Annotated in this window: 36 protein-coding genes and 2 pseudogenes; 5 read left to right on the forward strand and 33 right to left on the reverse strand. The window is 70.0% G+C overall.

Features of this window, described 5'->3' with window-relative positions:
* Positions 1-38 precede the first annotated feature (38 nt).
* The 10 genes from ACZ7OY_RS37385 to ACZ7OY_RS37430 form a co-directional block, all read right to left on the reverse strand.
* A complete protein-coding gene (locus ACZ7OY_RS37385; RefSeq protein ID WP_472250034.1) occupies positions 39-440 on the reverse strand; it encodes a hypothetical protein in 402 nt (133 codons plus the stop codon).
* Positions 441-638: 198 nt separating this feature from the next.
* Positions 639-2,837, reverse strand: a complete 2,199-nt coding sequence (locus ACZ7OY_RS37390; RefSeq protein WP_472250035.1) for a hypothetical protein — start codon at positions 2,835-2,837, stop codon at positions 639-641.
* A 57-nt stretch (positions 2,838-2,894) separates the two neighbouring features.
* A complete protein-coding gene (locus ACZ7OY_RS37395; protein ID WP_472250036.1) occupies positions 2,895-3,446 on the reverse strand; it encodes a hypothetical protein in 552 nt (183 codons plus the stop codon).
* A 42-nt stretch (positions 3,447-3,488) separates the two neighbouring features.
* Positions 3,489-4,598 carry a hypothetical protein gene (locus tag ACZ7OY_RS37400; RefSeq protein ID WP_472250037.1) on the reverse strand — a complete coding sequence of 370 codons (1,110 nt, stop codon included), beginning with the start codon at positions 4,596-4,598 and terminating at the stop codon, positions 3,489-3,491.
* A gap of 34 nt (positions 4,599-4,632) precedes the next feature.
* Complete coding sequence (locus tag ACZ7OY_RS37405) at positions 4,633-4,818, reverse strand: hypothetical protein (RefSeq protein WP_472250038.1); 186 nt, start codon at positions 4,816-4,818, stop codon at positions 4,633-4,635.
* Entirely contained in the window at positions 4,818-4,976 is a 159-nt protein-coding gene (locus tag ACZ7OY_RS37410) for a hypothetical protein (RefSeq protein WP_472250039.1), read from the reverse strand. Before ACZ7OY_RS37410 ends, ACZ7OY_RS37405 begins: the two co-directional genes overlap by 1 nt.
* The gene (locus ACZ7OY_RS37415) at positions 4,976-5,206 is read right to left on the reverse strand and encodes a hypothetical protein (RefSeq protein ID WP_472250040.1); all 231 of its coding nucleotides are present in this window, start codon (positions 5,204-5,206) and stop codon (positions 4,976-4,978) included. Before ACZ7OY_RS37415 ends, ACZ7OY_RS37410 begins: the two co-directional genes overlap by 1 nt.
* Positions 5,207-5,362: 156 nt before the next feature.
* Positions 5,363-5,707, reverse strand: a complete 345-nt coding sequence (locus ACZ7OY_RS37420) for a hypothetical protein (RefSeq protein ID WP_472250041.1) — start codon at positions 5,705-5,707, stop codon at positions 5,363-5,365.
* The gene (locus tag ACZ7OY_RS37425) at positions 5,707-5,946 is read right to left on the reverse strand and encodes a hypothetical protein (RefSeq protein WP_472250042.1); all 240 of its coding nucleotides are present in this window, start codon (positions 5,944-5,946) and stop codon (positions 5,707-5,709) included. The genes ACZ7OY_RS37420 and ACZ7OY_RS37425 overlap by 1 nt, the downstream gene beginning before the upstream one ends.
* Positions 5,943-6,431, reverse strand: a complete 489-nt coding sequence (locus tag ACZ7OY_RS37430) for a DUF6907 domain-containing protein (RefSeq protein ID WP_472250043.1) — start codon at positions 6,429-6,431, stop codon at positions 5,943-5,945. The genes ACZ7OY_RS37425 and ACZ7OY_RS37430 overlap by 4 nt, the downstream gene beginning before the upstream one ends.
* Before the next feature lie 215 nt (positions 6,432-6,646).
* Between ACZ7OY_RS37430 and ACZ7OY_RS37435 the strand changes: the two genes are divergently transcribed.
* The 5 genes from ACZ7OY_RS37435 (at position 6,647) to ACZ7OY_RS37455 (ending at position 8,878) form a co-directional block, all read left to right on the forward strand.
* Entirely contained in the window at positions 6,647-6,892 is a 246-nt protein-coding gene (locus ACZ7OY_RS37435) for a hypothetical protein (protein WP_472250044.1), read from the forward strand.
* Positions 6,893-6,989: 97 nt separating this feature from the next.
* Complete coding sequence (locus tag ACZ7OY_RS37440) at positions 6,990-7,751, forward strand: helix-turn-helix domain-containing protein (RefSeq protein WP_472250045.1); 762 nt, start codon at positions 6,990-6,992, stop codon at positions 7,749-7,751.
* Positions 7,748-8,062 carry a GIY-YIG nuclease family protein gene (locus ACZ7OY_RS37445; RefSeq protein ID WP_472250046.1) on the forward strand — a complete coding sequence of 105 codons (315 nt, stop codon included), beginning with the start codon at positions 7,748-7,750 and terminating at the stop codon, positions 8,060-8,062. Before ACZ7OY_RS37440 ends, ACZ7OY_RS37445 begins: the two co-directional genes overlap by 4 nt.
* Before the next feature lie 193 nt (positions 8,063-8,255).
* Positions 8,256-8,435: a hypothetical protein gene (locus tag ACZ7OY_RS37450; RefSeq protein ID WP_472250047.1), complete on the forward strand. Its 180-nt coding sequence runs from the start codon at positions 8,256-8,258 to the stop codon at positions 8,433-8,435.
* A gap of 59 nt (positions 8,436-8,494) precedes the next feature.
* Positions 8,495-8,878, forward strand: coding sequence for a hypothetical protein (locus ACZ7OY_RS37455; RefSeq protein WP_472250048.1), 384 nt, complete (start codon positions 8,495-8,497; stop codon positions 8,876-8,878).
* Between the two features lie 51 nt (positions 8,879-8,929).
* On the opposite strand, the gene ACZ7OY_RS37460 is transcribed toward ACZ7OY_RS37455, so the two are convergent.
* From ACZ7OY_RS37460 to ACZ7OY_RS37570, 23 genes and pseudogenes are all read right to left on the reverse strand, one after another.
* Entirely contained in the window at positions 8,930-9,178 is a 249-nt protein-coding gene (locus ACZ7OY_RS37460; RefSeq protein ID WP_472250049.1) for a hypothetical protein, read from the reverse strand.
* Between the two features lie 106 nt (positions 9,179-9,284).
* Positions 9,285-9,569, reverse strand: coding sequence for a hypothetical protein (locus tag ACZ7OY_RS37465; protein WP_472250050.1), 285 nt, complete (start codon positions 9,567-9,569; stop codon positions 9,285-9,287).
* Between the two features lie 135 nt (positions 9,570-9,704).
* Positions 9,705-10,322 carry a hypothetical protein gene (locus tag ACZ7OY_RS37470; RefSeq protein ID WP_472250051.1) on the reverse strand — a complete coding sequence of 206 codons (618 nt, stop codon included), beginning with the start codon at positions 10,320-10,322 and terminating at the stop codon, positions 9,705-9,707.
* Between the two features lie 32 nt (positions 10,323-10,354).
* Positions 10,355-10,711, reverse strand: coding sequence for a response regulator transcription factor (locus ACZ7OY_RS37475; protein ID WP_472250052.1), 357 nt, complete (start codon positions 10,709-10,711; stop codon positions 10,355-10,357).
* A 28-nt stretch (positions 10,712-10,739) separates the two neighbouring features.
* The gene (locus ACZ7OY_RS37480) at positions 10,740-10,865 is read right to left on the reverse strand and encodes a hypothetical protein (protein WP_472250053.1); all 126 of its coding nucleotides are present in this window, start codon (positions 10,863-10,865) and stop codon (positions 10,740-10,742) included.
* Positions 10,862-11,104, reverse strand: a complete 243-nt coding sequence (locus ACZ7OY_RS37485) for a helix-turn-helix domain-containing protein (RefSeq protein ID WP_472250054.1) — start codon at positions 11,102-11,104, stop codon at positions 10,862-10,864. The genes ACZ7OY_RS37480 and ACZ7OY_RS37485 overlap by 4 nt, the downstream gene beginning before the upstream one ends.
* On the reverse strand, positions 11,101-11,424 hold the full coding sequence (locus ACZ7OY_RS37490) for a hypothetical protein (RefSeq protein WP_472250055.1): 324 nt from the start codon (positions 11,422-11,424) through the stop codon (positions 11,101-11,103). Before ACZ7OY_RS37490 ends, ACZ7OY_RS37485 begins: the two co-directional genes overlap by 4 nt.
* A gap of 286 nt (positions 11,425-11,710) precedes the next feature.
* Positions 11,711-11,995: a hypothetical protein gene (locus tag ACZ7OY_RS37495; RefSeq protein WP_472250056.1), complete on the reverse strand. Its 285-nt coding sequence runs from the start codon at positions 11,993-11,995 to the stop codon at positions 11,711-11,713.
* Positions 11,992-12,276, reverse strand: coding sequence for a hypothetical protein (locus ACZ7OY_RS37500; protein ID WP_472250057.1), 285 nt, complete (start codon positions 12,274-12,276; stop codon positions 11,992-11,994). Before ACZ7OY_RS37500 ends, ACZ7OY_RS37495 begins: the two co-directional genes overlap by 4 nt.
* Positions 12,273-13,373, reverse strand: a complete 1,101-nt coding sequence (locus ACZ7OY_RS37505) for a hypothetical protein (RefSeq protein ID WP_472250058.1) — start codon at positions 13,371-13,373, stop codon at positions 12,273-12,275. The genes ACZ7OY_RS37500 and ACZ7OY_RS37505 overlap by 4 nt, the downstream gene beginning before the upstream one ends.
* 59 nt (positions 13,374-13,432) lie before the next feature.
* Positions 13,433-13,651 (reverse strand): hypothetical protein, encoded by a 219-nt coding sequence (locus ACZ7OY_RS37510; RefSeq protein ID WP_472250059.1) that lies wholly within the window; start codon positions 13,649-13,651, stop codon positions 13,433-13,435.
* Between the two features lie 76 nt (positions 13,652-13,727).
* On the reverse strand, positions 13,728-14,462 hold the full coding sequence (locus ACZ7OY_RS37515; protein WP_472250060.1) for a hypothetical protein: 735 nt from the start codon (positions 14,460-14,462) through the stop codon (positions 13,728-13,730).
* A gap of 205 nt (positions 14,463-14,667) precedes the next feature.
* Entirely contained in the window at positions 14,668-16,179 is a 1,512-nt protein-coding gene (gene dnaB / locus ACZ7OY_RS37520) for a replicative DNA helicase (protein ID WP_472250125.1), read from the reverse strand.
* Positions 16,161-16,607 (reverse strand): annotated as a pseudogene (locus tag ACZ7OY_RS37525) (hypothetical protein); the annotation flags it as partial. The pseudogene ACZ7OY_RS37525 and the gene dnaB, both read right to left, overlap by 19 nt.
* A complete protein-coding gene (locus ACZ7OY_RS37530; RefSeq protein WP_472250061.1) occupies positions 16,604-17,530 on the reverse strand; it encodes a hypothetical protein in 927 nt (308 codons plus the stop codon). The pseudogene ACZ7OY_RS37525 and the gene ACZ7OY_RS37530, both read right to left, overlap by 4 nt.
* Positions 17,531-17,579: 49 nt before the next feature.
* Positions 17,580-18,755: a hypothetical protein gene (locus ACZ7OY_RS37535; RefSeq protein WP_472250062.1), complete on the reverse strand. Its 1,176-nt coding sequence runs from the start codon at positions 18,753-18,755 to the stop codon at positions 17,580-17,582.
* An 85-nt stretch (positions 18,756-18,840) separates the two neighbouring features.
* Positions 18,841-20,628, reverse strand: coding sequence for a DNA cytosine methyltransferase (locus ACZ7OY_RS37540; protein WP_472250063.1), 1,788 nt, complete (start codon positions 20,626-20,628; stop codon positions 18,841-18,843).
* A 125-nt stretch (positions 20,629-20,753) separates the two neighbouring features.
* Positions 20,754-21,014: pseudogene (locus ACZ7OY_RS37545) on the reverse strand (WhiB family transcriptional regulator); the annotation flags it as partial.
* Entirely contained in the window at positions 21,014-21,424 is a 411-nt protein-coding gene (locus tag ACZ7OY_RS37550) for a hypothetical protein (protein WP_472250064.1), read from the reverse strand. The gene ACZ7OY_RS37550 and the pseudogene ACZ7OY_RS37545, both read right to left, overlap by 1 nt.
* Entirely contained in the window at positions 21,421-21,585 is a 165-nt protein-coding gene (locus tag ACZ7OY_RS37555; RefSeq protein WP_472250065.1) for a hypothetical protein, read from the reverse strand. Before ACZ7OY_RS37555 ends, ACZ7OY_RS37550 begins: the two co-directional genes overlap by 4 nt.
* A 106-nt stretch (positions 21,586-21,691) precedes the next feature.
* Positions 21,692-22,066, reverse strand: coding sequence for a hypothetical protein (locus ACZ7OY_RS37560; protein ID WP_472250066.1), 375 nt, complete (start codon positions 22,064-22,066; stop codon positions 21,692-21,694).
* 65 nt (positions 22,067-22,131) lie between these two features.
* Entirely contained in the window at positions 22,132-22,917 is a 786-nt protein-coding gene (locus ACZ7OY_RS37565) for a recombinase RecT (protein WP_472250067.1), read from the reverse strand.
* Positions 22,914-23,864, reverse strand: coding sequence for a YqaJ viral recombinase family nuclease (locus ACZ7OY_RS37570; protein ID WP_472250068.1), 951 nt, complete (start codon positions 23,862-23,864; stop codon positions 22,914-22,916). Before ACZ7OY_RS37570 ends, ACZ7OY_RS37565 begins: the two co-directional genes overlap by 4 nt.
* Positions 23,865-23,970: the final 106 nt, after the last annotated feature.

The raw sequence follows: 23,970 nt of genomic DNA on the forward strand, positions 1-23,970 counted from the left end.
CCCCTGGTCGCTTGCAGGCATTCGAGGGGCGCCCCGGCTCAGCGTCGGCGGCCGAGTCGCTGCCGGGTGATGGGGTCGCTGCCGTCGCGGACGTGCTTCTCGAGGCCGCGCAGTTCGGCCTCGTCGAGCTGGGCCCGGTAGTCGTGGCCGAGGGGGGCGCCGACCTGGGGGGTGGGGTCGGCGATGTTGCGGACGCCGCGGGGCGGGGTGTCGGAGATCGGTCCGTACAGGCGGCAGATCGTCTCGGCGTCAGAGCCGAAGTCGGTGCAGGGCGTCCGGGTGAGCGGCAGCCGCTTGGTGAAGATGTGGGTGCTGGCCAGCCTCGAGTCCTCGTAGGGCGCGACGGGGCGGGACACCGGCATGGTCACGTAGTAGGGCTTGCCGAGCGTGAGTTGGCGGGCGAACTCCTTGGACTGCTGGGGCTGCCAGGTGCGAGCCATGAGGGCACTTCCTTCCGTTTCATCATGGTATGTACGGGTGGACAGGGCATGGTTTGCCCCGGTCTGCACCCATTGAGGAGTGGGACGGTGGGTGGACATGGCCCAGGCGGTGTCCGGGCGCCGTCCGGGTCGCCCAGATGGACAGACCGGGGCATATAGGTCGATGTCCGGGTGATTTTTCGGGTCAAAGCTCACATGTCAGTTGCCTTCAAGGAGGCTGAGCGCATCGGCGATGTCGGCCTTCTGGTAGCCGTTCACCCGGCCGCGGCCCTCGATGTCGACCTTGACGGTGCCACCCGCGCCACCGTCGCGCAGAAGCTTGCCGAGCCGGTTCTCCGCCATGCCGCCACCGACGAGCTCGGCCATCTCCGCGAGCTGCGCCACGTCCCGGCCGAGCGCCTGCATCGCCTTCAGGCAGCCGCGCAGTGCATCCATTTGCATGCGCTGCTCGGGCGTGTGGTTGAGGACGTTCCGGCCCGGGATGCCGTCCCGCTTCGGTCCGCCAGCCGCCGAGGACAGGCCGGTAGCGTTCAGCAGGTGACGTTCGATCGGGTCGTCCCACTGTCCGGCCAGCCGGCCTGCCGCGGACCGCAGCTTGGCCGCGCGCTGCAGCAGCATCGTGATCTCGCCGCGCTCGTCCTCGTCAAGGTCGAAGGAGCGGGCCTTGTCGGTGAGGCCGGCGAACGGGTTGACGAGCCAGCCCAGGCCCGGGCGGGGCGGGTCGAACTTGGAGGCGTCGCGGCCCATGCCGGACGATCCGGCACCGAGGATGGCGTTGGACTGCTGCGCGGTGTCGACGCGCATCGCCCACTTGGTGGTGAAGTTGATGGCCAGCTCGGTCGGGAAGACGTCGACACCCGGGTACTGGGTGATGACTCCGAGCAGGATCCCGGCTCCCGCGGCGACCGAGGCGAGGAGGACCAGCGCCTCGAGGATCTCCTCCGCGAGCGGTTTGCCGGGCCGCGTGTAGGTGGCGAGTTCGTCGATGATGAGGAGCTCCAGGCCGCCGATCTGGTCGATGACGGGGGCGACGAGCTTGCTCTTGCCGAGCTTGCCGAGCTCGGCCTCGCGCCGGTCCTTGTCTGCGATCAGGGCCTGCAGCAGGGCAAGGAGTCGGGCCGGGTCGGGCTTGAAGTATGTGGACGCGATCCCGGCCTTGGCGTAGGGGTCCCATTCGCCGTTGTTCTTTCCGGCGACGATCCGCAGGTTGATGCGCGGGTCGAAGGTGGAGCCGACGGCCAGGTTGGAGGCGCCGACGCCCTTGCCGGAGCGGGTGCCGCCGCCGATGGCGATGTTGGAGGTGCTGATCGGCAGCTTGATGGTGTTGCCGCGCTTGCCCCAGCCGACGGGCACGCCGTCCTTGAAGGCGTCGATCTGCCCGGAAGCCTTGAGGAGCGGTGAGGGCCGGGTGTCTTCGAACGGGTCCTGGTCGGTGATCCACAGGCTGGTGCGAACGGCGCTGCCGGCCTTCTGGATGTCGACCATGGTCGAGTCGCGGCCGATCGCCCCGGCGAACTCTTCGATCTTCTGCTGCAGGGTGGCGACCTTCTGCCCGGCAGGCAGGTCGAAGACGACGGTGGTGTTGCCGTCCTTCTCGCGCTGTGGGACGGCCAGGATGGCGAGCTGGTCGTCACCCTTCACCATGCCGATCTTCCGGAGGGCTTCCTCAAGCTGCTGCGCGGTCAGTGCGGGCGGCGGCGGGGCGTTGAACTCCCGCGCTCCAGGCTGCGACTCCGGCTTGGTCATGTCCACCGGGGCGGCCAGCTGTGCCTCCATGGTCGGGGCAGGTGCAGGCTGGCCGGCGTCGAAAGGGCGCGACACCAGGTACCAGCCGTAGCCGGCAGCGGTACCGAGGGCGGCCAGGAGGATGGGCTGGCCGTTAGCCGCCAGCTCGACGGCCTGCCCCATCACGGGGAACGCTCCGACGAAGCCAGCGGCTGCCAGGCCTGCACGCTGCGCCTTCTTCTTGGTGCGGGTCTTGTCGATCTCCCGGTCGGTGATGAGTGCCGGCATCTGGACGCGGAGGTTCTCGAGCTGGCTCTCCAGCATGGCGATCTCGCCGGCGAGGTGGGCCATGTATGAAGCGTTGGCTTCGCTCGGGTCGTGCTTCGCGACTGCCCGAAGGGGGGCGAGACGTGCCCGCTGCTGGGCGATGCGCCGCTCAAGCTGGGCTTCCGCCTGGTGGCGGTCTTGCTCGGTTTCGCGCACAGCGGCGTCGATGATGTCGGCGTCGGCGAGGTCGCGGGTGGCGAGCCACTCGCGGGAGCGGGCGGTGGCGTGGCCGCGCTGTACGGCGAATGCAGCCTTGATGCGGTCGCCGCGGGTGGGCCCTATGTCGGTGGGCTGGTGAGGCGCGTCGGGTGCGTGCTTGGGGCGCGGCGGCATCTCGGTGGTCACTGGCCTTGTCCTTCCATGGATGGGGGCGGGGCCCACTTGGGGCCCCGCTGGGGGTGGCTAGCCGAGACCGCCGAGCATGGTGCCGAGGGATCCGACGAGAGAGGTCGTGAGCTGATTGCCCATGGCGCCGATGACGGTGCCGGACAGGGCGATACCGAACAGGCCGCCGATGACCGCGTCGCTGACCTTCAGGCCTCCGTGCCGCACCTTGTAGAAGACGACGATGCCGAGGAGGGCGATGGTCGTGACACCGACGCCGATGGCGCCCCCGCCGGACTTGGTCTGCATCTGCTGGTTGTAGTCGGCGGGCACCTGGCCAGTGCTGTAGGGGTTCTGCAGCTGGGTTCCAGTGCTGCCGTCGCTGTGGAAGCCGGCGATGGTGGCGACGTGAGTCGCGGTGGCGGTGTGGCCGTAGCCGCCGAGCCCGACGATCCGAACGGTACGGCCGTCGGGAAGGCTGACGGGGGCGGTGACGGCGTGGTGGCTGGCGGTCTGCATCTCGACGGCGGAAGCCTGCGGTGTGCTGGCGGCGGTGATGGCGGCGGCGCCGCCGAGGAGGGCGGCGGCCGCGCTGCCCGAGACGGCGATCCGGCGGATGGTGGGGTTCATGGCTTCTCTCTTCTGGGTGAGTGGGTTGTCGTTCGGGCGGGGTCAGTGGTGGCCGTTAACGGCCGGGATCCGGCGGGGTGTCGCGCCGCGCTCGAGGGCGGCTTCGTTCTTGGCGATGGGATGGAACGGCTCCGAGTCGCCCTTGGTGCGGCGGTGCAGCGGAGGCGCCTTACGGCCACCCTTCTGAGCCGTCTTCTGCGGCCCCTTGGGGGCGGGGGGTAGATCGGACGCGACCTGCGAAGATCCAGGGGCGGAGAGCAGCACTGAGGGGGCCGGGTGGAGCCTCTGAAGCAGTCGGCTGCGAGCGCTTATCGGTGAACCGTTCGCGGCATCCATCGCCTGAGCGAGGGACTGCCGAGCGGCGAGCTGCTGGGCGTGCATCGCCGGGGTCATGCCGGGCGTCTCGGAGCCGTAGAAGATCTGCCACGCGGCGACGAAGGCGTCCTCGAAGTCGAGCGTCCCGAACGGGGCGGCGGACACCAGCCGGTGGGCCAGCTTCACGACGTCCTTGTGGTCCTTACGTCGCTGCTTCTCGTGCTTACGGCGGGCCTTCGCCTCCCCACGCCGCTTCCGCTCCCCCGCATCGAAGGACAGAGTCGTCACCCACTGGCGGACTTCGAAGAACAGCGGGCCGAGCAGGGACACGGCGGCCAGGCCGTAAGCGACCGATGGGCTGGTCTCCAGCCCGTACCCGTAGTTGATCCAGGCGGCGTAGCCGGCCGCGCTCAGGCACAGCCCGCGCAGCAGCCACCGCACCCAGGCGGGCAGCTTCCGCTCGTCGGCGTAGGCGACGCCCGCGGCCATCACCCACGCCGCGCCCTCCAGCGCGAACGGCAGTGGCAGCAGCATTAGAGAGACACCGGCGAAGTGGGCGACCTGCGCGGGCAGCGACGCCAGCGCGGACGCGGTGACCAGAGCGAGGGTGCCGCGCCGGTACACGTTGCCGGGGGTGAGGGTCTTCTCCCGACGGGTAGCACGGGCCTGGCGGCGGGCGGCCTTGTCGCGGCGCTCCTGCGCCTTGATCTCGCGGTCCTCGTCGCGGTCCTTACGGCGTTCGTCGCGACGCAGCGTGGCCCGGTGCTCGTCGGTGCGGCGGCGCTCGGCGGCGTCGGCGGCCTTATCGGCGCGACGCTCTTCGTGCCAGCTGCTCACGGGACTCGGTCCTTTCGTGTGGTCTTCGGGTGGGCTACCGGGTGATGGCGACGAAACCGCCGCCGGCTCCGCGGATCTGGAATCCCAGGCCAGACACCTGAGCGGACACCGCTCCGGGCGCGAGCCTGGCCGCCTCGTTGAGGAGTTCTGCGATCTGACGGCCGATCTCCCGCGAGCGGCGCACCTTGTCGTGGAGCTCGTCGGCGCTTCTGGTGTCCATCACCGACCACCTCCCTCGTGCTTGCGGGCCGCGTCCAGGGCGCCGGCCGGGGTGCCGTAGCTGCCGCCCTGGCGTCCGCAAGTGCAGGTCCAGCTATGCGAGTAGCGGCCGTTGCCCTTGGCGGTGCAGCTGACGTGGGCGCGGTGCGCGCCGGCCATCAGGCGGCGGCCGGGGTGTGCAGGCCGCGGATCTCGTCCATGAGCGGCGGCTCGTCGGGGTTCGCCGCGTCGTACAGCTCGACCTCGTAGGCGACGTGCGCCCTGGTGATCGGGTTGGTGGCGGCCAGGTAGTCGGCGATGAAGCCGGCGCGGATGGCGGCCTCGGCGTCGGCGACCAGCGCCTCGAACGGGTCATCGGCGGAGACGAGGGACAGGACGGGAACGGACATGGCTGTGCCTTTCGCGTGGCAGGGAAGGGGGTGCCGCGGGCGAGGACGGGGGGATGGCTCGCCCGCGGCGGTACTGGGGGTACTACTTGGGCCGGTCCTCGCTGCGGCGGTTGGCCTCGGCGACCTTCTTCGACAGCTCGGCACGCTCGGCGTCGGTCACGACCGATCACCGCCCTCGTCGTCCATCGGCGGGTGGATGTCCGCGCGGATCACGCCGCCGACCATCGTCTCCGTCTTGAAGCGGACGGTCAGGGTGACCCTCCCGTCCCTCAGAGCGCGCTCGGCGATCGGGAGGTTGAAGTAGCGAGCCCACGCGGTGACGTTGGCGCGCTGCTCCTCCGGGGTGCGGCCCAGGCCGTGGACCGCGCCGGTGACCGCGCCGGTCTCGGCGATGGTCCAGGCGGCGGCCGGTAGGCCCAGCGCGGTGGCGGCGGCCAGGAAGTCGCCGACCGCGCGGTGCGCCTCACGCTGCCAGCGCAGCATCATCTTGTTGTCGGCCATCACGACGCCACCTCAACGATCACGAGGAAGCGGTCCGCGTCCAGGTCCATGACGACCCGGGCCGGGACACCCTGGCGACGCTGCTCGGCGGCGAAGGACTCGGCCGGCCACTGCCCGCGCGGGGCACCAGCGGGGAACGACTCCAGCACCCGGCGGGACGGCTTCGGCTCGGCCGGGGTCCGGCGGACGTGCGAGCCGGCCTCGTGGGCGAGACGGTCAGCGAGGGAGAGGGCGCTCATGCGACGACCGCCTTCGCCTCGGCCGCCGCGTTGTGCAGGCGGGCGGTGCGGGCGTTCTCGTCGAGCTTGTCGGCCAGCTTGCGCAGGTCGGCCGCCGCCTGCTCCGCCATGACCGGCGTCAGATAGGCGTCGACACTACCGGCGTCCCCGACGATGACGTGCGCGGCCCGCATCTGCAGGTCCGACGACATCGGGTCGACGCCGACCGTCGTGCTCAGCGTGTATACGGGCTTGTCGCCGTTGAAGAACGACCCGATCCGGGCGGAGAACTCGCGACCCGCGTGGTCGAGGTCCTCAATGAAGTGGACCCACTCGCCGACGTGGTTCGTGGTGCACCAGTCCGGGCACGGCACGAACACGATCTGCTGCTTCGGGCCGGGGGCGCCGAGCGCGACCGGGGCGAGGTGGTGACCCGGCGCGGTCGCCGGGATGGAGGTGGAGTGGTCGGTGCGCACGGACGCACCGCTAAGCTGGTCTGCAGCCATCAGGGTCTCCCTAGCAGGTACCTGATCGGTTAGGCCTCGGTCAGCGAGTGGAGTCGCTGCGCCGGGGCCGTCTTCGTTTGTGGGTGCCGGTGGAGCGGCAGTGAGGCCTTCCGAGGGTGGAGCCCCGTCGGCTTCAAGAGACATCTTGTAGCGTCGCGAGCGGGGGTGTCAAGAGGAGTCTTGAAGTGACGCCAATTCGCCCATACGCTACGTCCATGACAGAAGCGCTCACCTCCACCATCGAGTCCGAGACGGGACGCCTCGCACAGATTCCCGACGCCATCGAGCGCTTCCATGCAGCCCGCGAACTTCGCGAGGTGCTGAACGTCGGCGATCAGAAGGCACGCGAACTGGAGCGAGCGGCGGTCCGCGAACTCAAGCAGGACAGGCCATGGCGCGAGGTGGGCGAGCTGCTCGGCATGTCGGGATCGAGAGCCGAACAGATCGCCACGGGTCGGTAACCGAGTCCGTTGCATGCCTACAAGGTGACAGCCGGTCAGCATCGAGCGCGACGACATCTGAGGCGACATCGTGGCGACATCCCGCTACCGTGAGTGCATGACCACCCCTAACTCCACGCTCCGGGCGGTTCGCATCTCCATGATGCTCAGTCAGGACGACTTCGCCACCGCGCTCCGAGAGGCAGGCGTGCGCGCGGGATCCCCGATCGAGCCCAGCAAGCGGCTCGTTCAGCGCTGGGAGTCCGGCGCCATCGCCGCCCCTAGCCCCCGATACGCCCGCGCTCTCGAAGCGGTCACTGGTATGCCGATCGATACCCTCGGCTTCGCCTCCCCTGCCATGGCCCGGGTCGCCGCGGACGGCGCAGGTGGCCACGACGTCCACCCATCGACAGCTGGCGTGGCCGCACCCGTTCCCGGCCCTACTCCAGCGGCCTCACCGCACGCCAATTACAGCGGCGTCTGGCTGTCGCGCTACGAGTACTTCTCGAGCGGCCGGGACTCCAGCTTCATCGGCATGCACTACGTGGTCGTGCTCCAGCACGGCAACCGGCTGACAGTGCGCTCGCTGCCGGAGGCGTCCTCGAACCCCGACTCGCCGCTGACGATGGACCTCACGGTCGACGGCAGCGTCATCACCGGCACCTGGGTCGAGCAGACCGCGACCGACGGCTACTACCGCGGGGCCCGCTACCACGGCGCCATCCAGATGCTGATCGAACCGACCGGCACCCGCATGGCCGGCAAGTGGGTCGGCTTTGGCAAGGAGATGGACATCAACACCGGTCCCTGGGAGCTGCGCCTCGAGGACTCGTCCACCACCCAGAAGACGATTGGCAAGTACAGCCGGAGGCCCGAGTGACCCGCCGCCCGTACAAGAACATGCCGGACCAGGGCCGCACCAGCCTGTACCGGTTATTCGACAGCCAGGGCCAGTTGCTCTACATCGGCATCTCGTGTAACCCGGCAAAGCGCTACGACTCGCATCGGTGGCACAAGCCCCGCCTGTGGCGACACGACATCGCCAGCTACACCGCCGAGTGGCTGGACACGCGCGAGGAAGCAGAGACGGCCGAGATCAAGGCCATCCGGTCAGAGCGTCCGCTCCACAACCGAATGCACCATCCGGACTGCGACGACGAACCCTGGAGCGGCTACCCGAAGTCCGCCTGACGATCAACGCCCCCGGCCTGCTGGCTGGGGGCGTTGTCGTGCGCCCCGCCGTGCGCCCTTGTGGCTGTACTCCCCTGTCGTGACGGTGGAGTGCGGTTGCTGTTGTCCTCGACGCAAGGGGGATTGCATGGGGCGGGGTTGGAACGATGCTGCCGGCCGGCTGCTGCTCGGGCTGGCAGCGGTGCTTGAACGGATGATCGCAAGTAAGACCGCGGTAGCCCAGTGGAAGCTGCGCCGGAACCGTGTCGTGCGGGCAGCGCACCGGCGGGGTGTCCCGGTCGAGGTGCTCGCGGCACGGCTGGGGCTGACGCAGTCCTGGGTCCGATATGTGATCAAGAACCCGAAGAAGGCGGCCGTCGAGGAGGCCGCCTGATCCCACCTTCGGCCCGGTCAGCACATAGGCTGGCCCGGCCCCACCGGGAGAGGAACGAGATGCGACCCCTGCAGTACCGCGACTACCTGATCGGCCTGCTGAAGAACACCCCGGGTGTCGGGAAGGTGGACGCCATCGAGAGCGGCCCGCACCCGTATGCGCTGGCCATGACGGTCGGCGGCCGGGAGCGCCGCTGGCAGGTGGTCGGGCAGCTGGCCGATGGCGCCAAGCACGACGCTCCCACGCCTCCAGTCACGGCGGGCCCGCCGGCGTTCACGGAGGCGCCGCTGGATGGTGCGCCGGATGCGTGGCTGGCTGGGGTGATCGGCGGATCGGAGCCGGCGGACACAGAACGCATCGACGTGTGGTCGGCTCGGGACCGCAGCCCGGGCGTGACGGTCCACTTCCACAACGGGGAGCGGGCGTTCGTGCGCCTGGTCTGACGGCATGACGAAGCGCCCCCGCCCAAGTGATTTGGGCGGGGGCGCTCTCTGTCAGCCGAGGTAGGTGACCTGCAGCACGGTGATCGTCTTGAGCGTCTGTCCGACGAGGAGGACGGCGAAGGCCTGCCCGGCGACGATCATCCGCATCACGTCGTCCTCGACGTCGCCGTAGGGGGCGGTCGCCCCGATGGGATCGTGGCAGGCGTCGGCAAGAGCCAGGGTGAGGGCTTCGCTGGCGGCGGCCGGCATCGCTTCGTGGACGGCTTCGGCGGCCGGGTCGTACTTGAGGCGGTAGCTCACGCTGGCTCCACGGCATGGTTGATCAACAGCAGTTGTGCCCCGGTCCGTGGTAGGTGACGTGAATCGAAGCGTAGCGGAGTGGTGACCGTGCGTGGCCCGGTTTCGCTTAGGCGGCACCGCGGGCCCGGATGCGGGCAGCGTCGGCGAGCACCCGATCGGTGACGTCAGTCCACTCACCGGCCGGCTCCTCGCCGCGGGCCTCAGCAGCAGCGATCTCCCGGCCACGCTCTACAGCAGCCAGGGTGTCCTTCGCGATCCGCTCCCAGCGGGCGAAGACGCCGAGCAGCTCGTGCGCCGGCGCCCGGTTGATCTCGCCGAGGAAGCGCTGGGCCAGGGCAGGGTTGCCGAGGGCGTCGCGAATCCGTTCGATGGTCCACGGCTCGTCGCTCATCCCGGCCTCCGAGTGAGAAAATGTCACTGCGCCTCCAGCTTATCTGGCGGGCGATATCGGAGTGATGCCGCCCGCCGAGATTCATCCGCGATCCGCTATACGCGATCCGCTATACGCGATCTGCCGTCCGCTGGCTCACGCCGCCCGCCTCTCGGCGAGCGGCAGCCGGAGCGCTTCGCTGTGTCCGTAGCTGGTCTCGCAGCCGGGGCAGCGGACGCCGGCGGTGTCGAGGGTGACGCGCAGCGTGTGCCCGCACGGGCAGCTGACGGGAACGCGGCGCGCCGGCCGCTCGCCGCCGGTGGCCGCCTCGCACTGCCGCCGCAGCTGCCCGACCTCGCGGGCAAACTCGTCGAACGCGCCATGGACTTCACCTGCCCACGGCAGCAGGACGCGCAGCCGCTTCACCACCTGGTCGCACTGCTGCTGGAGATCGCCGTCCCAGCGGGGGTGCCGGTAGCCGAGCAGGTCGTGCCAGTCGACGAGCCAGGTCTGCAGGATGGTCACCACTCCCCCGCGGGCGGCGAGGCTCAGGGGGTCGAGTCGCACCGGCAGGGGCGCGGTGCGGCTGCCGGAGACGGCGGGCCCGCCGCTGCCGGATCCGGGGTGGAGGGAGTCGGCGAGCCGGGCGTACAGCCCGTCGGGGCCAGCGAGCGCCCGGAGGGTCAGGTCGACGCGGTCGATGCAGGGGCGGCAGGCCTGATGGTCCAGTTCGTCGGCGTAGAGGTCGCGGTGGCAGACGGTGCAGGCGTTCACGTCGGTGCTCCTTGCGGGCTGTGCGGGCAGGGCTAGCGGTCGTATCTGGCGGTCCAGTACTCGCGGTCCAGGCGGCCCTCCTCAGCGGGCGTGGGGCCGGTGCGAGAGGTGGCGGCGTTGGTGATGCGGGCGGGCGGCCGGCTCCTGGGTTCGTTGAGGTCGAGTTCGTCGAAGCGGATGAGGTGCCGCCGCAGGGCGATCACGACGGCGTGGGTGCGGTTGCGGGCCCCCAGTCGGACCGCTGCTTCCTTCAGCCGCAGGTGCACGCCTTGCTCGGTGGTCTGGAGGCGGTTGGCGATCTGTCGGCTGGTGAGCCCTGAGGCGGCGAGACGGAGCGCTGCCAGCTGGCCGGGGCTGAGCGGTTGCCCTTCGACACCGGGGTTTCTCACATCGGCCTCCCGCCGGGGAGTTGGGTGGTCACAGGAGGTCTCCAACCAGGTGGATGGTGGTGATGCGGCGGCCGGTGTCCTCGTCGTCGGGCGGCTCGTCGTCGGGGTCCCAGCGGATGCCGGGGAGGTCGTGGGTGGTCCAGTGCTCGGTCATGTGTGCTGCTCCTCGCTGGAGTCGGGCCGGGTGCCGATCACGAGGTCCAGTCCGCACAGGCCGAGCAGTCCCTCAGCCCAGGTGAGGGTGAGCGTGGCCCGGCCGGTGAGCATCTGGCTCAGGTGCTTGGTGGAGAGGCCGAGCTGTCGGCAGGCTTCGGCCTGGGGGATGCCGCGGGCGGTGAGTGCGGCGCGGACGTGGGTGCGGAGCTGGTCCTCGGCGGTGGGCGGGCTGCTCATGCCGCGCTCCGGTCGTCGTAGTGGGCGCTGATCGCCTCGAAGGCGGCCTGGGTGGCGGCGTCGAGGCGGTAGGTGTCGCGGCGCGGCAGCGGCGGTCGGACGCCGTCGGGCGGCGCGGGGTCGGTGACCGGGCGCGCGGCTTCCTCGGCGAGGATCGCGGCGACTCGAGCCTCGGCTCGATACAGGGCTACACCCCAGGCGAGGATCGCGGCGCCGGCCAGTCCGGGCAGGGCGAGGAGCGGGTGCCAGGTTCCGGCGATAACGCCGAGGGTGAGGCTGACGGTGGCGGCGGCCCGGCAGGCGCGGGGGCCCCAGGTCATGTCGTACTCCTCGCGCAGCGGCATCCGCAGTTGCCCGTGGGCTCGGGCTGGCCCGTTGCTGCGGCGTGTTCGATGTCTTCGGGTCCGGCCCACTGGTGTGGGGCAGGCGGGTCGTGGTGTTCGCCGTACATGCAGGGCTCGCATCGGGTCAGGCAGACGATTGCCGGGGCTTCGCCGTTGAGTGCTGCAAGGAGTAGGGCGCGGACGTCGTCCGGGATGGGGTTGGTCATGCTGCGCTCCTGGTGCGGGGTGGTGCCGTCTGGGTGGACGGCACCGTGACGGGCGGTCAGGCGGTGGTCGCGGGTGGCGGGGTGATCAGGGCGCCGATGCGGTCGAGTTCCCGGACGACGCTGGTGACGAGCGCGTCATGGAAGGCGCCGAGGGTGCAGGGGCCGCCGCAGCCGCAGGACTTGCAGCAGGAGTGCGTCGGGCCGCTGCGGGGGTGGTCGAGGTTGTCGAGCCACCAGCGGATGGTGGCGTGCCCGAAGTGCTGGAGTTCCTCGTCGTCGGTCCAGACGACCATGTCCTTGGGGAGCAGGTCGATCAGGTCGTCGCGCTCGTCCTCGGTCATGCGGCTTCCTCGATGTCGGTCGGCTGGTTGGTGGCCCACGCGGGGCGAGGGCGTACACGCCCGTCTGCGGGCTCGGGAGCGTCTCCGGTGGCGCGAGAGTCCCGCGAGGCCCCCTGCGGCACTCCTAGCCCCCGCTGCGTCCCGCCTCGGGCGTGCGGTGCGGTCAGCGGCAGCGTGCACAGCACGACCATCCCGGCCGCCAGTGCCGCCCACAGCAGCCGCTCGACGAGATCCAGGGCGTGGGCGAGCGCGGCCCACACGGCCACGAACTCGGCGATCACGGCCGCTCCTTCGCGGGCGCGGCAGCAACAGACGTGGCGGCGCGGACGTCGGCGAGGCGGGCCCACATCCACGACTCGACCTCGGCGAGCTGTTCCCCGATCAGGTGCAGGGTGGTCACGTGCTCGCGGACGATGTCCTCCTCGGTCTGGGGCTCCGGCACGTCGTCGGGGCGCGGGCCTGCGAGGGCGTTGGTGATCACCTGGTGGTACGTCCGGCCGGTGGCGCCCTGCTCCTTCAACGTCGCCAGGCTGGAGCGCACGCGGCGCAGCGTTGTGGTGGCCTCAACGACCTTGGCGCGTAGACCCTCGTCGTCGGCTGCCGCCGTCTCGGTGCCTAGTGTTTCGTCGGCCCGACCCGCAGCGGTCTCGGGCTGCTGCGCCTCGTCGGCCATCCGGCGCGGCCACGAGCCGCCACAGTCCGGCGCGCACAGCTCGTGGTCGCCCTCCGAGTGCGCCATCAGCCGCTCATGGATGTGGCACGGCTCGCCGCCGTCCTCGCACAGAGCCATCGGGGCGCACGGCGTGGCCACGTACTCGGCCTCGTCCGCCTTGCGGAGGAAGCGCTCCATGAGCGTGAACGCTGCGGCTGCGTGGTCGTTGAGCGCCTTCCCGGCGTACACCGACCCTGCCTCGTCGCAGATCTCGGCGACGTCTCGCAGCGTCTCGACGCGCACTGAGGCCGCGTCGATGCCGGGCAGCACCGCGAGGACCGCGTCGGCGTCTTCCTCGGCGTCGGCCCGCCACCGGTACTCGCAGTCGGCCCAGTGGCGGCCGGGGTTCTGCCGCTCCCAGATGGCGGCGGCAATGCGCTGGCGGAGGTCGGCCCGGTCCGCGGGCGGGGACACGACGGCAGCCTCGGCCCGCGCCAGCCGCTCATAGTGGAGTTCCCACCGCTCGGGTACCGCGACGCCTGCCGCCTTCGCGATCACAGCGAGGGAACGCAGCGGCACGTAAGTGCCGTCGTCTGTGATCTCCCAGTCGGTGACGGCGCGCCGGTACGCGGCGAGTTCGGACTCCAGTTGCTGTACTCGGAGGTTGAGACGCTGGTTCGTGGCCCGCGCGGTGGCGAGGGCGTCAGCGGCGGTTTGTTCGGTCACGGGTTGCTCCTGGGGTGGGGTGGGGCCGCCACGACGGACGGCCCCACAGGCAGGCGAGGTCAGGTCGTGGTGGCGGCGAAGCAGTCCGGGCAGTTCCTGTCGCCGCAGTGCTCGCCCGCGGCGTGAGCGGCAGCGATCCGGTTCAACTCGGCGCGGATCTCCGGCTCGTCGACGATCGCGCCGGCGATGAAGAACGCGAGCTTCCAGGTGTCGACGTGGGGGTTGATCCGCTGGGCGAGGAGGTGGCGGAGCCGGTCATCGGCGGGCGGGTACGGCATGTGCTGCTCCTGGTCGGTGCGAGAATCGGGCGGGCCGGCCGCGGGCGACTCGAACGCCCGCGGCCGTGCTCATGGATCACGGGGTAGGTCGGGGGCGGACCTTGCCGTCAAGGTCGACCGGGTGCGCGTGCCGGGTGCCGCTGAACTCGCAGGCGGTCACGGGGTCGTTGCCGCAGTCCTCGACGACCTCGGCGTACTGGAGCGTGATCCGGTCCCGGTAGTCGCCGTGGAAGGCGGCGGCGATCCACAGCCCCTCGTGGCCGGTGCCGGGGCGCAGTTCGACGCTGTCGCCGACGGCCAGGTCGCGGAGGCATTCGCCGTTGTCGAGCTGGATGCTCTCGCTGCGGATGGTGATCGAGCCGATGCCGGTCTCGGTGGGGGCCTGGGTGACCGACGCTTCCACGGCTGTGGCCATGCGGCGGAAGCGGATCGCGAGCCCTTCCATCGCGCCCGCTGCTGCTGCGGCCTCGTCGCTGTCGGCGAACAGGCCCACGGCGCCCTCGGCGATACCGGCTGCCTCGCCAAAGGTGTTGGCACGAGAGGCGACCAGCTCGTCGTGGAGCCGGCGGATCTCGGCGAGCAGCGCGGGCTGTGTCTCGTGCGCGTCAGCGATGAACAGCGCGATCGGTCCCGCCCAGTCCGGCAGCACGGCGAGGACGGTGCCGGACTCCTCGTGCTTGACGATGTAGCGGGCGGGCTGGTCGTCGGTGCTGTCGATGTACTCGCTGCGCCATTCACCGGCGTACCAGTCGCCGGGGTGGGACTCGGTGATCTCGTTGAGCTGCTGTGCGGTGAGCGGGCTGGTGGTCATTGGGGTGTCCTTCTGTCGTGTGGGCGGCTGGAACCGGACGGGTGCGGTCAGGTGGTGGGGTAGGCGGTGCGGAGTCGGCTGGTGATCCAGGCGTGGCCGCAGCGGGGGCAGCGGTAGGCGGAACGGTTCTGAGTGCCGTCGGATCGCTCGGCTCGCGGCCGGACGCCGCGGCGGCAGCAGTTGGGACAGGTGTCGGTCATGGCGATCACGTCTGGGCCATGTCGACAAAGCGGGAGTAGTGCCCCTGGAACGCGGTGGTGATCGTTGCCGTCGGGCCGCCGCGGTTCTTCGCCACGATGAAGTCGGCTTCGCCAGCGCGAGGGCTCTCCCGGTCGTAGGCGTCCTCGCGGTGCAAGAGGATGACCATGTTGGCGTCCTGCTCGATCGCCCCGGACTCGCGCAGATCGGACAGGAGCGGCTTCTTGTCGGTGCGCTGTTCCGCACCCCGGTTCAGCTGCGACATTGCGATCACAGGAACCTGAAGCTCTGCGGCGAGCTTCTTCAGGCTCCTGCTGATCTTTGCGACTTCCTGCTGCCGGTTCTCGCTGCGGCCGGTCAGCTCGCCTTCCATCAGCTGCAGGTAGTCGACGACGACGAGGCGCAGGTCCCGCTTGCGCGCGATGCGCCGGCAGTGGGAGCGGATCTTCGTCAACGTCAGTCCGGGGTCGTCGACGATGTCGAGCGGCGCAGCGTTGATCACTGGCCAGACTTTGGCGAGGCGGGTCCAGTCGTCGTCCGTCATGCCGCTCTGGCTCTGCAAGTGGTGCAGGGCGATCTTTGCCTGAGCCGATGCGATCTTCATCTTCAGCTCGGTTCGGGACATCTCCAGGCTGAAGAACACGGCTGGCAGCCCTTCGACGATCGTCGCGTGGCGGACGATGTCCGTGCCGAGCGTGGACTTGCCGATGGCGGGCCGGGCCGCGATGACGATCAGCTGCCCGGGTTGGAGGCCGTTGGTCAGCGAGTCGAAGTCGGTGAACCCGGTCTTCACTCCTCGGGCCGGCCCGTGCTTCTGCAGGTTCTCCAGCTGCTCGAGGAAGTCCTCGCCGTCCGTGCCGATGAGGGTGTCCTCGTCGCCGCGGCTGGTGTCGTCGACGATGCCGTCGACCTCGGCACGCAGGTCGTCGAGGAGTTCGCCAGTCTCTGCAGTGCCGTCGGCGATCTCGTGCAGGGTGCGGGTGCAGGCCGACTGCAGGTTTCGCAGTACCGCCTTCTCGCGGACGATCTCGGCGTAGTGCTCGCCGTTAGCGGCGGTGGGCACTTGCTGAACGAGGTGGTGCAGGTAGGCGGCACCTCCGACGCGGCTGACGTCTCCGGCCTTGGCCAGGTCGTCGGCGAGGACGATCGGGTCGACGGGTGCACCGAGGTTGTAGCGGGCGACGATCGCCTGGAAGACCGTCTGGTGGGCCGGCCGGTAGAAATCCGCCGGGTTCTTGATGATCTCGGTGACGTCGGCGATGGCGTCGCGGGACAGCAGCATCGAGCCGAGGACGCACATCTCCGCTGGCATGTCCTGAGGAGGCAGGGACTCGCGCTGCGGCTCGGACTCGTAGTCGTCGTAGGTCACTTGGTCGCGCCCTTCCTGCGGTCGGCTCCGGTGAAGTGGGCAACGGTGGCGCCGTCGCCGATGCGTGAGGCGGCCCGGTCGCCGAGGACGTTGCGGATCTCGGGGGTTGTCAGGTTCGTCGCGATGAGCGTTGGGCGGCGGTTCTGCCAGCGGGCGTCGATGAGCTCGCTGATGGCGTCCGCGGTCCAGTCGTTGACGGCGCGGGCGCCGAGGTCGTCGATGGCGTAGAGGTCTGCCTCGCGCCAGGAGGTGAGCTGTTCGTGGTCGATCGGGCGGTCGGTGGCGAGCTTGACGTCGTAGGTGGTGGCGATGCGGAACTGGCCGCGCCAGCCGCGGCGGATGAGGGTTTCGTTGAGCTTCCACAGGTGCCACGTCTTGGTGGTGCCGATCTCGCCGGTGAGGATGAGCGAGCCGTGGTGGCCGCCGAGGAAGGCGTCCATCCAGGTGTGGACGTCGGCGCGCAGTTCTCCCGGCTCGGCGAAGGCGGCTGGCATGCGGTTGAGGAAGGCTTCGAGGCGGTAGGCGACGGCTTCGGCCTGGGCTTCGGCCCGCCAGGCGTGGTGGTCGGTGGTGATCATGATGCGAACAGGTCCTCTACGGATGAGTTGGTGTAGTCGTCTGCGGTGTGCGTCTCTGCGCGGGAGCCGCTGCCTGGGCGGTGGGGGCTGCCGGCGGGGGCGTTCTGCTGGCGGTCGCGGGCTCTCTTGGCGGAGTCGGCGATCCACTTCTGCCAGGCGTCGTGCCAGTTGCGCTTGCGGCGGCCTTCGCTGCGCCAGTAGCGAATGAATTGCTCGGTCTCGAAGTCGGGGTCGAGAGCCGGGTAGAGGGCGACAACCCAGCGGCGCATGGTGTCGTTCAGGTGGAAGTCGTCCGGGATGGAGTGGAGGCCGTCAGGCCGCTGGCCGCTTTCGGCGCCACTACCTGTAGAAGAACCACCTGCATCAGCCCTATATAGGGGTACGGGTCGGGTCGGGGCGCCGTTAGTAACAGCGTTACGCAGCTCGATGACCTGCGGCGTTATCTCAGAAACGGAATTGTTTCCCCGTGCACTCATGTCGCCGTCGTGCAGCGTTTGACCTCGATTTGACTCTTTCTGGGTGCTGACGGCGCCTGAAGTAACGCCGTTACTGCGCCCGTTACTAGACCCGTCGGGGGGCGTCGGCTCGCCCTTCTTCCGTTGCCGGAACCGCTCCTGCCGTTCGGCGTTCTTCTTCCGGTCCAGCAGTACCTGCTCGCGGCTCGGGTTGTAGTCCAGGTAGTCGTGGATCACCCAGCCGTCGGTGGCGCGGTCCCAGACGCCGGCCTCCTCCAGCTCCTTCGCGGTCGCCTTGATGCCCCGGACGTGCGCCACGAGCGGCAGCTCGCGAACACTGATCCGCCCGTCGGTCAGGTTCTCGGCGCACCAGCAGATCGCCGACACGTGCAGCCGGAACGCTCGATCCGACAACAGCGCGACCTTCCGGTGGGAAGGGAAGCGGTCGTCGAGCTTGACCCAGGGCATAAGAGGCTTCTCTCGTGTGTGCTGGCTGAGGTGGTCGGGGGCGTGCCTGCTAGGGCGCGCGCCAGTAGCTGGTGGGGCGGTGTTCGTCGCACCGCCAGCCGGCGGGGTAGAAGCGCGCTGGCCTGCCGCACGTCGGGCGGCCGGTGTCGCAGGCGCCAGGTCTCGGACGCTGCGAGGCGGCCGTGGTCGGCGCCGGTGCGGAGGTGGTGCGCTGCTGCGGGATGGACAGATCGACGGCTTGAGAGCGCATCGCTTCGAGCTCCGCTTCCTTGGATCGGGAGTGCCCGGCACGGCGGCCCTTCCGGGTCCAGGCCCGTCCGGCCGTCGAGCCGTCGGCGTGCGGGACGGCCGGGCTGGCTATGTAGGCGAGGTACTGGCCGTAGGACCCCATGTCGGTCCAGAAGAACTTGGGCGCCCGGATCACCTGGGCGTCGACGACGGGCATGTAGGCGCCGATTGGGGCGCCGCGGAGAACGTCGTCGAGCTGGCCGGCCGTGACCTGCCCACGGGCGTGCGGCTTGCCGCAGCCGCTGAACCTGCCGTTCGGGCACTCGTAGCCCTCGCGCACGGTGCAGGTGTAGATCTCGATGCGGTAGATACCGCCTCGGAACTCGTGTCGGTAGTTGGGGTTGAGGATGACCTTGGGCGGCAGCCCGCCGTCGGTGCGCAGTATCGGTACCTGGCCGCGGACCTTGTCGTTGGTGGTGTGCCACATCGCGGTGCGTCCGACGGCCGCCGCGAGACGCGCCCGCTCCGGGGCGCTGTAGCGGCCGGTGGCGCTGAACGGGGAGTGTTGGTGCTCGTAGGCGATCGTCAGCGTCCCCGTAAGGAGCACGTCAGCGCGGGTCTTCCTGTTCGGCGCCCACGCTTCCTTGCGCGGGTTGTAGCCCTCGGCCTCGCCGATCATGAAGGCGCGGTTGTTGTAGGCCCGGTGTTCTTCCGTCTCCACCGGTTCGTAGTCGTGGTCCGGACGGGACTCGCCCGGCTGGTGGCTGATGACGCGGGTGTCGCGGAGGTTGTACGTCTTCAGCCACTGGACGTCGTGGTAGAGCTCCCAGCACTTGGCACACTGGACCAGGTGGACCTTCGTCGAGTTCGCGTTCCGGGCCCGCAACTCTTCCCACTCGCTGCTGGTGAGCTCGACGGCATCGACGATTCCCCGGTCGTTGCGGTGCGCGTAGGCGCGCAGGCCGGGATCGGTGACGATGATCTGGTTGTTCAGCATGTCTACGCGCTCCTTCCGGTTGGGCTGGCGGACGGTTGATGGCGTGCTGCCGGTCAGAGCCCGGCGCGTGCGGGGCGGGTCGCGGTCACGCGGCGGCTGTCAGCTGGGGTTCGGCGTGGCGCTCGATGTCCTCGCCCGTGATCGCCTCGACGAGCGCCGAGACGATGACCTCGGCGCAGTTCGGGGTGACCGCGTTGCCGTACTGGCGGACGCGTTCGCGCTTGGAGCCGAGGACGATGTACTGGTCGGCGAAGCTCATGGCCCGGCCGATCTCGTGGGGCTCGAGCATCCGGAAGAGGACGTCCTCGATGGCGACGTCGCCGCGAACGAGGGCGTACCGGTCGCGGGCCGACAGGGTGCCGACGGGCTCCTGGATGGTGCGCGCCTGGCCGTTGCCGTAGTAAGGCACGAGCAGGTGCTCCCAGGTGATGAGGGACTGGTGGCCGGCGGTCGTCATGGTGCGGAGGTAGTCGGCGGCGCTGGTGCAGTGTTCGCCGCCGTCTCCCTTGCTGCCGTTGTTCCGCATGACCATGGCGGGGATGTCGGGGGTGACGAGGCCGTGGTGGTTGCCGTTGGCGGACACGGTGCCGACGGGTTCGTTGATGGAGCGGCCGCGGAGCTGGTCGCCGCCGCCGCGCATGGTGACCATGAACGGCAACCACGCGAGCCCGGTTTCGTTGCGGGCGGTCTGCGTGCGGAGCGGACTGTTGGCGGAGGCGGGTTCCTTGCCATCGCGCCCTTCGACGGGGATGAGGAGCGGCGGGACGGCCAGGCCGTGGTGTCCGCCGGACGTCGCCACGGTGGCGAGCGGGTCGGTGACTTGGCGGACGCTGCTGCCGCCGCGGAGTTCGGTGATGAAGGGCGGGATAGCGAGGCCGTCGTTCTCCCGCGTGGTGCGAGTCGGGATCGGCTCGTCGGCGGGGACGGCATCGTTGCGCCAGGTTCCTCCGGCGGGGACGACCATGGGGCGGGCGAACTTGTCGAGGCCGGCTTGGATGCGGGCGAGGGTCTTCTCGGCGAGGGGCTTGGTTCGGTCGCCAATGCGCTGCCCGGGCAGGGCCCAGTCGATGGCGACGGCGGCGGGCAGGGTCTCGGGTTCGACGATCTGGTTGCGGCAGCGGGCGTTGGGACACCGATAGACGTACTGCTGGCGGTAGCGGCCCATGTCGCGGCCGGGCTGCTTGAACCGCTGGACGGCCTGCACGTACTGGTCGCATCCGGCGCACCAGGCGCGCGGCCGGAGCCACTTGTCCCAGTCCGGGGTACGGCCGAGGGAGGCGTGCCAGTAGGCGACGTACAGCCGGTCGCGGGACTGGGGCGCCTTGTGCACGGCGCGCGGGTCGGCGTGCATCGAGTTGAGGGCGATGACCCGGGTGCAGTAGCCCAGCTTGTGGAGCTCGCCGAGCCAGCGGTCCCACTGGTCCCAGGCCCGGACGTCGACGACGTTCTCGACGACGCCTGCCTTGACCAGGCCGCCTCGCTGCTGGACGCCGCGCAGGTACAGCGGCACTTCCTCCATCAGGGCGCGGGAGCGCTCGACCTCCTCGGACGGCCCGAATCCGTCGAACAGGTCGCCCTGCAGCGAGCGGTCGAAGTCGCGGCGCTTGCCGCGGGCGTTGGACCACTGCGGGCACTCGGGGCTCGCCCAGAAGATGTCGGTGACCGGCCACTGCTCGACGGGCGCCTCGCGGATGTCACCGCGGTAGTGGTCGACGGTGGGAAAGTTCGCGGCGTGCGACTCGATCGCCCGCTCCCAGTGATTCGCCGCCCGCTCCATGCGGACACCAGGGATGGAGTGCATGCCCTGGCTGGAGCCGCCGGCGCCACAGAACCAGTCCATGACGGTGAGCGCGTCGCTGTCGTTGCGGTACATCAGGCGGCTTCCTTCCTGGTCTTGAGGCGCTGGTTGGCGTAGGCGCGGTTGGCGTTGGTGCAGGCGTCGCAGACGGGCGTGCCTTCGCGGTGGTGGCGCTTGTAGCCGGGGCGGGTGCCGCATTTGGCGGGCTCGCGCCTGGTCGCGTTTCGGGAGAGGCGTCGGCGGATGGTGCGGCGTTCGGCCTCGCTCATGCCGCCGAAGACGCCTTCGTCGACCCGGGCGTCAAGCGCCCACTGCCCGCATTCCTGCATGACAGGGCAGGTACGGCAGACGGCCTTGGCTTCCTCGGTCTGAAGCAGTGCAAGACCGGTGTTGCCGATCGGGAAGAACAGCTCGGGGTCGTACTCGCGGCATTGGGCGCGGTGGTGCCAGTCGCTGCTGATCACGCGGCCATCTCCAGTCCGGCGAGGGCCTTGCGCCACTGCCTGTCGGCGAGGAGGTGTCCGGTGCACAGCCCGCGGCCGACGCGCGCCTTGCCGCAGTCGTCGACGGTGCACAGCTGGTCCGGCCCGAGCATTCCGACGTCGGCTTCCCACTCCTTGACGAGCCGCTCGTACACGCAGAGCTGGATGGACACGGCGCGGCGCTCGACGCCGTGCCGACGCAGCCAGAGGGCGGCCTCGCGGAGTTCGTCGCGGTTGAGCTGCGGCCTCGGGTCTTCGCCGCTGATGGCACGCTCGACGGCGTAGTAGTCGACCTGCTCGGTGCTGAACTCGTCCTCGGTGGCGGGCGGAATGAAGGGGGTGCGCTGCTCGCGGATGTGGCTGGCGGTCAGGGCGCGTTGGATGATCACGGGGTGTCCTCCTTCCGGCGGCGGGCCTGTGCGGGGCTGATGGCATTGATGGGGGCGCTGGCGGCCCACCAGATGGCGAGGGCGCCGAGGACTCCGATGGCGAGCACGAGCCAGAGCCCGTGGTCGGCGAGCTGGTTGATCACCCAGTCGGCGGCGGTCATCGCGGCCTCCGGCTGGTGAGCCAGTCGAGGCCGAGGCCGATGAGCCCGCCGAGCACGGCGATGACGGGCAGCCAGGCGAGGTTGATGTGCTGGAGGCGGTCGAGCATCAGGCGGCCCTCCGCTGCTCGATGCGGGCGTTGCGGCGCTGGATGGCTATGCGGCGGCCTTTGGCGGTGAGCTGCCACAGGGCGATTCGGTGGCCGTGCGTGCTGGCCTGGGTGGACGGCACCATTCGGCCGGTGTGCTCGATCACCCCGGCGGTGCGCAGGCTGTTGATCGCGGCGCCGAGGAAGCCGGCCCCGAGGTCGGGCAGCAGCTCGCGCAACTGGTTGCACGAGAACTCGGTGACGGCGGCACCGAAGTGGAGGACGGCCTGCTCGACGAGGAACCGGTCCCACTCGGAGTGCTTGGTGATGTCGTCGAGGAGGGCGTCCTTCTCGGTGGACGCGAGCCGCTCGGCGACAGACAGACGCTTCGTCATGGTGGTTTCCTTGGGGTAGCGGGGCTGCCGCAGGTTCGGGCCGCGGCAGCCCTGAAGGCGATTGATCAGTCGACGAGTTCGCCCTCGAGGGGCTCGTTGTCGTTGAAGTCCTCGCGCGAGTCCGGAGCCCGGTAGACGGCCGGTTGCTGCGGGCTGTTGGTGCGCTCGGCGGCGACCTCGCGGGCGGCGCGCAGCTGCTCCTTGCGCCACTCGGTGGAGGAGGGCACCCACGGCTCCAGGCGGCGAGCGACGGTCTTGAGGACCATCTGGTCCTCCCACTTCACCCACGGGCTGGAGGCGCTGTTGCTGCCCTTGGACTCCTTGCGGACCTTGTCGATGTAGGCCCGGTTGATGACGACGACCTTCGAGGTGGAGCCGTCCTGGAAGACGCCGTAGGCGTAGGCGCCGACGATGGGTCCGCGGTCGCCGAAGTAGTCCGGCTTGTGGACGGGCCGGTCCATGTCGGGGCTGTATTCGAAGTGGTCGTTGGCGTGGACGACTTCCGCCTTGACTGCCTTGACCGCGCCGGCCCGGTAGATGCGTTCGACGACTCCGCGGTAGCCCTCGATGCCCTGCACTTCGTTGCCGAACGGGACGAGGTAGAAGGACTCGGTGCCGGGCTCGTGGCCGAGGCGGGCGCATTCCTGTAGGGCGTTCATGAGGCTGCCCGGGTTGCGGGTGGCGGTCTGCAGGAGCTGCTGGTTGGAGCGGAGGGCGCCGTAGGCGAGGCGCATCCAGGTCTCGCCCTTGATGTGGGAGGGGAGGACGAGGGTGAGGTCGTCTTTGTGCTGGCGGACGATCGCCTCGGGCCCGTTGTCCCGTTTGGCGATCTCGTTGCTGATCTGGCTCACGCTGCGGTGTCCTTGCTGGTGTAGGGGTTGAGGCTGTAGGTCTTGCCGTCGCGGACGGTGCGGTAGGCGACCTTGCGTTCGCCGCAGACGGCGCGCCTGCCGTTGCCGATGAGGTCGAGGACTTCGCCGCGGACTTGGGTGAGGTCGGCGCTGGCGGACGCGAGCGTCCGGTAGGCGTTGTCCCAGCGATTGCGGAGCTCGGTAGAGATCTCGACGTCGCGGTCCTCGAGGCCGTCCGGCTGGACGCGGATGGTCTGGTAGGTGGCGGTGTCGCCGTCGATGTCGGGGCGAACACCGGTGCGGACGTCGTCGAGGAAGCGGCTCGCGGCATCGCGCAGGGTCTTAGCCTCGGCCTCGTCGTAGTCGACGGTGTATTCGCGGTAGTCGTGGCCGGAGATGAGGACGGCGAAGTGGGTGCGGTGCAGGCCGAGGACGTCCATCTGCCACATGACCTGGCAGCGGTAGTGGATCGGGATGGTGTCGCTGCCGGCCGGTCCCCATTCGTCGCCGAACGGGCTGGTCTTCACCTCCAGTAGGGCGTCCGCCTTGTCGGGGATCTCGAACTCGCCTGCGGGCTGCGGGTAGATGAGCCGGTCCGGGGTGGCGCGCTGCCACTCCCGCTCCCGGTGCCGCCACGTGCCCGCCGGGGCCGCCAGGTAACCCGGGTGCTCGTCCTCCCACTTCTGGGCGACCACGTCCTCAAGCCGGTTGCCCCACTCGATCGCCGACGTCATCTCGAACGGCGGGGTGGGCAGGCCGGCCTTCTTGTGCCACAGGCTGAAGCGGCTCATCCACGGGGAGAGGCCGACGACGGCGGCGATCTCGGTGGCGGTGATCGTGAGGCCGGTACGGGCCTCCTCCCAGGCGGCGGTGCCCGGCGTGAGGTGGCCGATCAGGATGCCGTCCGGCGCCGGATAGGGGTGGCTGGTGGTGTCTGTGAGGCTCATCTGTCCTGCTTTCGGGTGCAAGGATTGGAGGGCCCGCCGCTGCGGAGGGGGGTGCCGCGAGCGGCGGGCCCTGGGTGGCGGCGCGGAGTGGGGGGCTCGACGCGTC

This window comes from Streptomyces sp. NPDC107559 (assembly GCF_055657365.1).